The 7511-nt window shown below is 44.3% G+C and carries 6 protein-coding genes and 1 pseudogene; 5 read left to right on the top strand and 2 right to left on the bottom strand.

What is annotated here, in order from left to right:
• Positions 1–1016 (bottom strand): annotated as a pseudogene (locus A7975_RS22710) (IS3 family transposase); the annotation flags it as partial.
• A gap of 624 nt (positions 1017–1640) precedes the next feature.
• Here A7975_RS22710 and A7975_RS22700 point away from each other — a divergent pair.
• The 3 genes from A7975_RS22700 (at position 1641) to A7975_RS22690 (ending at position 5090) form a co-directional block, all read left to right on the top strand.
• On the top strand, positions 1641–2186 hold the full coding sequence (locus A7975_RS22700) for a 50S ribosomal protein L25 (protein WP_065386627.1): 546 nt from the start codon (positions 1641–1643) through the stop codon (positions 2184–2186).
• A 180-nt stretch (positions 2187–2366) separates the two neighbouring features.
• Positions 2367–2960, top strand: coding sequence for a DJ-1/PfpI family protein (locus A7975_RS22695; protein ID WP_053372901.1), 594 nt, complete (start codon positions 2367–2369; stop codon positions 2958–2960).
• A 699-nt stretch (positions 2961–3659) separates the two neighbouring features.
• Positions 3660–5090 carry a VanZ family protein gene (locus tag A7975_RS22690; protein WP_065386626.1) on the top strand — a complete coding sequence of 477 codons (1431 nt, stop codon included), beginning with the start codon at positions 3660–3662 and terminating at the stop codon, positions 5088–5090.
• Positions 5091–5326: 236 nt separating this feature from the next.
• Here A7975_RS22690 and A7975_RS22685 read toward each other — a convergent pair whose 3' ends face one another.
• A complete protein-coding gene (locus tag A7975_RS22685; RefSeq protein ID WP_065386625.1) occupies positions 5327–5764 on the bottom strand; it encodes a hypothetical protein in 438 nt (145 codons plus the stop codon).
• Positions 5765–6500: 736 nt separating this feature from the next.
• Between A7975_RS22685 and A7975_RS22680 the strand changes: the two genes are divergently transcribed.
• Both A7975_RS22680 and A7975_RS22675 read left to right on the top strand, forming a co-directional pair.
• Positions 6501–6890: a MarR family winged helix-turn-helix transcriptional regulator gene (locus A7975_RS22680; protein WP_255314456.1), complete on the top strand. Its 390-nt coding sequence runs from the start codon at positions 6501–6503 to the stop codon at positions 6888–6890.
• 105 nt (positions 6891–6995) lie between these two features.
• The gene (locus A7975_RS22675; RefSeq protein WP_053372897.1) at positions 6996–7364 is read left to right on the top strand and encodes a VOC family protein; all 369 of its coding nucleotides are present in this window, start codon (positions 6996–6998) and stop codon (positions 7362–7364) included.
• Positions 7365–7511: the final 147 nt, after the last annotated feature.

The following is a 7511-nucleotide window of genomic DNA, read 5'->3' as shown; positions in this document are numbered from 1 at the left end:
CCCTTCGAGGTAGAACGTTTCAGACTTTAGTGTGGAATGAAACGATTCAATGGGGGCATTATCAGCGGGCGTTCCCTTGCGGGACATGCTCATGGTAATGCCTTTTCCTTTTACAACTTCTTGATACCCCTGCGACGTGTAGACGCTGCCCTGATCGCTATGGAGGATCGCACCTGGCACAGCTGGCAATTGATTGAGTGTATCCAGAACAAAGGCCGTGTCTTGCGTATCTGATAGACTGCTAGCTACGATCTCTCCGTTATATAAATCGAGGATGCTCGATAGGTACATCATTTTTCCGCCGAATGGTAAATACGTAATATCCGTGACGAGTTTATGAATAGGTGCTTCAGCTTGAAATTGCCGCTTTAACAGGTACTCAGCTACATAAGCAGGCTGCCCTGTATGCTTTCGTTTCTTTACTCTGACTCGACATTGAAGCTGCTCACATTGCATGATTCGTTGTACGCGCTTGTGATTAATCTTGTACTTTTTTCGAAGCAGTGCAGTAATCTTTCGGTATCCGTAACGGAATTTATTTTCAGTGCAGAGTTCTCGAATCTCTTCAACCATGCTGTCCAATGGCCAAGTTTCGTTTTTTGCTCTCCATCGGTAATAGGTAGCACGTGGCACACCCAGCCATGAACAAGCTTTGGTGATCGTAACTTCCCCGTGAATCAACTCAACCAGTTCAACTATGATTTTTGGTGACAACTCCTTTCCATCTCCTTGTACTTTTTTAGCACATCTAATTGTTGCTTTAAGAACCGATTCTCCGCCTTTATTTGCTCCAGCTCTGAGGTAAACTCAGGTCCTTTACCGTAGCTGTATTGTTTGCCGACGGGCTGCTCTAAGCGGTTCAACTCGCCGCTATGATACCACCGCATCCAAGTTTCTACTTGCGTCTTATTTCGTATGTTGAGTTGCTCCATTACCTCCTTGACCGGTATGCCTGCTATTCTCATTTCAATTGCTTTTGCCTTTATTTCCACGGGGTAACTCACTCTTGTTGCCAACGTAAAAACACCTCCAAGGTTGTCTCCATATCTTACGACATGGTTCCACCTTCTTGAAGGTGTTTTGATTTGTCTCACGTTATGGGTCAGTCCCCAGCTTGTAAACTACGGCGATGTATCTTTATGTCTTGAACTCAACACGAGGTCAACAAATGGATTTCGAATGATGAAATGAATCATTTTCAGAGACCTAGCGTACGCTCGTATTCATCCTAATGTGTTAAACACAGAGAGAAAGGGCCGGACAGACACCATTAAGGTGACTTCCCGGCCCCTTTGCTATAAATCAACAAGCAAATAGCTCAGAGAGACCCAGTACGTGCAGATAGGTCTTCTTCTCAAATACACAAAGATGCCGGACCCTTCGCCCGTAATTGGCCAGCGACTTGATTAGACAACGTGACGTTTCTATGATATGGTGTGGATTACTGATAGGCATTCCACTTTCCGAAGTGGGGTGCCTTCCTGTATATTTACGGAGGTTTTACATTAAATGTATTGTGCCGTAATCGGCAGAACATGGAGGTGGTGATGCTATGTTTCGCTCTTTATCCCCTATCGGGGAAGATTCAGCGACTAAGGAACCAGCGCAAAGATCTTTTAATAAAGAGGAGAGAGTTAAGCATGACAACATTTATGCAAGCAGAGAAACGTACACATTTGAATACATCAGGGCTTCGTAATCTACGTAAATCAGGACGTCTGCCAGGTATTGTGTTTGGTAGAAATGTAGAAAATGAGATGGTTCATATTTCAACGATAGAATTTCATAGGTGGTTGAAGCAAGGCGTATCTGGTTTTATCCATATACAGCTTGACGGGAAAGATTCGGTGTCCGTACTGCTTGAGGATCTCCAGCGAGATCCGTTAACGCGTGACTTGATTCATGTTGATTTCCAGCAAGTGCAGACTAACGAAATCGTATGCACAAAGATTCCGGTAAAGTTCATAGGCAAACCAATCGGATTGAAGCAGGGCGGGGTCGTGCAACTTCAGTCCGAGTTTATTGAGGTAGAAGCTTTGCCAAGGCATTTGCCGTCGGTGATAGAATATGATATCAGCGGCATGAATATCGGTGAATCCGTCTATGTGAAGGATTTGGATTTGTCATCAGAAGTTACACTTATTTCCGGTAAAAACGAGTTTCTAGTATCTGTAGTGAAGCCTTAACCATCCTATTAGGTTTCAACTATTAAAAACACGTCGTATCTGCAGCTTACCTGCTGGTACGACGTTTTTTTGCGTAATATGACATCTTCCTCCCGTTCTTAAGGACCATTGACGGCGTTTGCAGATTATCCCCATAATAGAAAAAGGTGTTACATAAATTTACAGTTGGGAGAGGGTAAAATGTCCAAACGCGTGCTTATTCTAACCGGCGACGGTGCAGAGGTTCTGGAGGTTTATTATCCATTCTATCGGGTGAAGGAAGAGGGCTACGAGGCAGTGATCGCTTCGCCGAGGAAGAAGACATTGAATACGGTATGCCACGATTTCATCGAGGGATGGGATACTTATTCGGAGAAGCCAGCTCATCTGCTGCCGTCTGATATCGCCTTTGCGGACGTGGAGCCTGCTGACTACGATGCCTTGATCATCCCAGGCGGCCGCGCTCCTGAGTTCATCCGCAACGATCAAGATCTTCCGCGAATTGTCCAGCACTTTCTGGAAGCGGACAAGCCTGTAGGCGCGATTTGTCACGGTGCTCAGGTATTCCTGGCGCTGCCCGATCGTTCATACTTCAAAGGCAGAACGTTAACGGCATACAATGCGTGCAAGCTGGAAGTCGAATCTCTCGGCGCAGAGTATGCAAGTGAGACATTACATGTAGACGGAAATTTAGTATCGGGTCACGCATGGCCTGATCTCCCTGGATTTATGCGGGAATTTCTAAATCTGCTTGGCCGGACGTCGGACAAGGAACTAACCTCAACTACGAATTAATTCTTAATACAGCGAAAAGACATTGCCTTTCAAGCGTTGGCTTTGCATCCAAATAGAAGAAGGAAAAGACACCGTGGGGGTGTCTTTTTTGATAGATGTGCGCTTAGCCAAGCTAAGCAAAACGCATTGATGAAAGTTCAATCGAGGTAAGAACCAAGTCGCCTCGTAGCTGACATTAGGTTGCGCGGCGGAAATTACACCCTTGGAACGGCATCGTCAATGGTACAATGAAACCAAAAGGTCTCGTTGCTCTGTACATGCCTAAAGTTACTGATCTGAACTATATTCAGAGCATAACCGACAGCTGGATCGATAGGAGTTCCAGACCTTAAAATCCTGTCGCGACGGGCGAGGAGTAAGTGCTGAGAGGCATAAAATATTATGAATGATTTGATTCATCGCCATGTGGGCTTCATGCTCTGGGCGATGTTTTTTTATGCTCCATGCCAAGACGGAGTAAACCCGTACTCTATGAAATGCAGCTCCGTTACGAGCGTGCGCTGTAAGCTCATCGCTACATCGTACACTTTTTAATCATTCGATAAAGCTTTGTAGAGGGGCTGTTTTTTTCTTAAACCTAAAGATTCTTAAAGGTTTCTTAAGGAAAAAGTATAAGACGCTTTATAATGCGGTGATATAATGATAAGCCATATGTGAGTAAGGCAGTACGATTTTGAATGCGGTATAAGGAGGATTATTGTGAGCATTACAGATATATTCAATTACTTACGCTTTCTAGGATTGCCAGTGGTCGTTGTGGTCGGAATTGAGCTGCTTCTTATCGCAGGTTATTATACATTTTATTATCGCAAGAGAAGGTCAGAGGAAAAGCTCTGGCTGCCTATGAATAAGCTTATCCTCGGAGCGTTGTTCATCGGCTATATTGTTTTTGTTCTGCAACTGACCGTTATCGGCCGCGGTACGTCACATTTTTTGCAAATGAACCTTTATCCTTTCAGTGGCTATATAGAAGCATGGCAAAAATACTCGCTAAGAGAATTTCAGAACAGCATTTTTAACATTTTAATGTTTGTGCCTATGGGGATTTTGTTGCCTTGTTTGAGTAGCAAATTTAGAGCGTTTAAGCGGCTTTTTCTTGCCGTCTTGTGTGCAACATTAGCTATCGAAACGTATCAGACGCTTACAGGTGCAGGCCTATTTGAGCTTGATGATCTTATTAACAATACACTTGGCGGTATTATGGGCTACCAGTTATACAGACTTGCTGCTTCTATCGTTAAACACAAAAAAGTCAAGATCAAGAGCCTGCTGGGCAATCTGTCCATACCCATAGTATTCGGTTTGCTGTTTGGTGCAATGAGTATCGTCTACAGCCAGCAGGAGTTTGGTCAGCTAGCCATTAATTCCTATCACAAATGGAATATGACGGGTGTTCAGCTAAGCACTTCGCTCGCGTTAAACCGGGAACCGAATGTCGGTGCGGTATACAAAAGAATCGTGAATACAGATGAAAGCGCAGCGATGCTACAGCAGAAATTAGAATTGACTGAAGTTAGCGTCACGAATCGAGGAAGTGATCGAGAAAGTTCGTTAACCGGCAACAGCGGCGTGCACTACACGTTATTTCAATCCGGAGAGGGAAACTGGTCGTTAACCGAGGATAATTACGTCCCAGAGCAAGCCTCACTATCTGATCCGGATTCTATGTTAGAGAACGCGAAGGCCATTGCGGATGATTTGGGCTTGCTTACCCAAAAGGCTGATTTACGTGGAACGGATGGCGGAGAGTATGCATGGTCACTCTCGCAGCTCCCCGGAATGAACGAGGACTATTGGACAGGCGATTTTTCAATCGGCCTAAAAAAAGATGGAAGCATCTATGCGGTCAATAGCGGGATTAAGCACAATCAGTTTGTACGGACGGTAGAGCTGTTATCTCCTGCCGAAGTATATAAACGAATAGAGGATGGGGAATTCCAGCAAATACAAAGAAATGCCTTATTAACAAAGGATCAGCTTGAAATTAAAAAGGGTGACCATTTAGAAATAAAAGGAATAGAAACGATCTTCATGTATGATTCAAAAGACTTCTATCGGCCTGTATACCGGGTTGTTGGAACATATAATGGAGATCCCAATTGGTTTACCTTAATTGATGCAAAGCTATAAAATGGTGATTTGGGCTTGATGTCTTGTATGAACATAAAGAAGGCCGTCAGTACTCGCTCTAGTAGCGGCTGTCGGCCCTTGTTAGGTAAGTTATTTATGAAAGGATGGTGGTTGAGTCAACACCAAGAATCGCTACGGAGTTTAATCAACATCGATTCATCACTCGCTTCAAAATAAGGTTGAATCAGAAGCATATTGGCAAGAGATGTGTTAGATTTTTCCCGCTGTCAACTATCTCAACGCCACCGGGCGCCTTGCTTCTTCACGTAGTTGACAAACACATAGCGCCAAGGAATGATGAATGGAAAAATGACGACCAGCAAGCAGGATATGACCGTCGACATGGTTGAGTCGTCCATATGACCGGCTGTCCACAGAGGCAGCGCAACGATGAGCAGCCAAAGGGTCTTCCACACCACTTCCCACAAAAGCACAGGGATCATTTGCAATGGATAACGCAGCCCCAAGAGGCATAAAACCGAAAAGGAAGTTAGCATGCAGGAGACTACTCCGTCCATGAGATCCCAGGACTTCGCTGGATGTAGTATCTTATCGATGACTTCCGGCCATTGCACTAAAGCAAGCCCTACGACGACAAAAAGATAAAGCCCTCTCAGCAAATAAAGACGAAACAGCGACACCTCGTTCTTTTTTTCACTTCTGTCTGAATTCATTTTATCTCCTCCTTGTTCAATTCATATAAATTTAATCGTAACGCAGATATACGTCTTCTTCGTCTACTCTGTTACACCAAGTCTATCTGGGTCATGTAGTTTTATTCCACCGGTTGCAGTGGTCATGCAATCAACGTAATGAATATATAGTAGTAAATAATCGCCTGATCCAGTGTGTTAATGTGATAGTACACTATTATAGAGGTATGCGTCAATGATTAAATATTAGCTAGAAATTTAAATGACAATGATCATTTAGGCGGAACGATCGATCCGTGTACAGGAAAGAACTCTCCGAACCTATTGTGCTGACGTACAAAACAATCCGAGTTTGGTAACGGAGGCTTTGAGTTGAGCAAGGATGATTCTCCCTCAACTGCGCACATATGATGTAGCACTATGTTAAAAGTAAACTCATTAACTCAATCGTATGTCTGTACACGAGTCGATTTGCCTCGCCGAAATTGGTTGTAGTGCGGAATATAGCTATGTAATGGACGTAAGTAATATGTGAAATGGAATTCATCGCCTACGCGTTTGATTGTGGTCCCGATTGTTAAATGGCTTATAAATTTTACGGAAAAATAGTTGCAATAGCATTCTATAATTCATATAATGATATTAGTTGCAATAACATCCTATTTAAGGGGCGAGTAAACTGAGCGAACATTGGAGTCCTGCCGGCAAGCAAGAAACGGAATCTCACGGACAATACATCTCTGCCATCTATCGCCATATGCAAATCTTGATCACTGCTGAACTGGCACCTTACCGAATCGGGAGCGGGCAGTATATTTTCCTAATGGCGATAGCGTCTCAGCAGCCAATTACGCAAAAAGCCTTAAGCGAGAAGCTGCTCATTGATAAGACGACGACCGCCAAGGCGATTGCTAAGCTAGAAGCCGAAGGATACGTGCGGAGGGAAGTTGATCCTGCCGATAACCGCTATCAGCTGCTTTATTTGACGGAATCGGGACGGGATGTTGTACCGAAAGTGCAGGAGGCGTTGGACCGGGTCAAGAGCAGGACCAGGAAGGGTATTGCTGACGAGGAATATGATTTGTTAATCAACTCGTTGAAGATCGTGCTTCGCAATCTAAGCAGGCAGGATGAAATGCCGAAATGAGAAAGCGTTAAGTGTCCGTGTTTTTGAATACCAGCAAGATGTCGCGATGCGATTGGAGTTGCATTTTTAAAGTATGATCAAATGAATCTTAGGAGGATGAAAAGGATGATAGCATATCCGTTTATCGCAGTGGATAACTGCAAAGATGAAATTAAGTATTATCAAAGCGTATTTGGCGGCGAGATTGTGATTCTACGAAAGCAAGGGGAAGAGGTGCTGAACGCGGACCTGCATGTGGAGAATGCTATTCTTAAGTTTGCTGATACTCAAGCGGCGAAGCCTGTATTGAAGGGCGATTATGTGAGAATTTTTCTGAAAATCGAGAAGGAGGACATGTTCCGAAAGATTTACGGTGAATTTGCAGCCAGCGGGACAATTAATACGGAAATGTACGAAGCTCCGTTTGACGGTCTGCTCGCTATCGTTACCGACCGCAATGGCGTGTGCTGGGTGTTGTCCTTCTATCGGAGCTGATGGTTAAGAAGCATGATGCGGAACCGTTAGATCGGGGCAATGGCCACGCTTGAGCTAATAAGAGGCTACGATAACTGGAGCGACTGGACGCTCAACGAAGAGAATCTGATTGCGACGGGAGAAAAGCAAGAGCCGAGAGGCTGCGTT

It is taken from the genome of Bacillus sp. FJAT-26390 (genome assembly GCF_001682865.1).
In the GTDB taxonomy this organism is placed as follows: Bacteria; Bacillota; Bacilli; order Paenibacillales; family Paenibacillaceae; genus Pristimantibacillus.
Note: the sequence above shows the minus strand (reverse complement) of the source record. Positions and strands in the feature narration are given on the sequence as shown.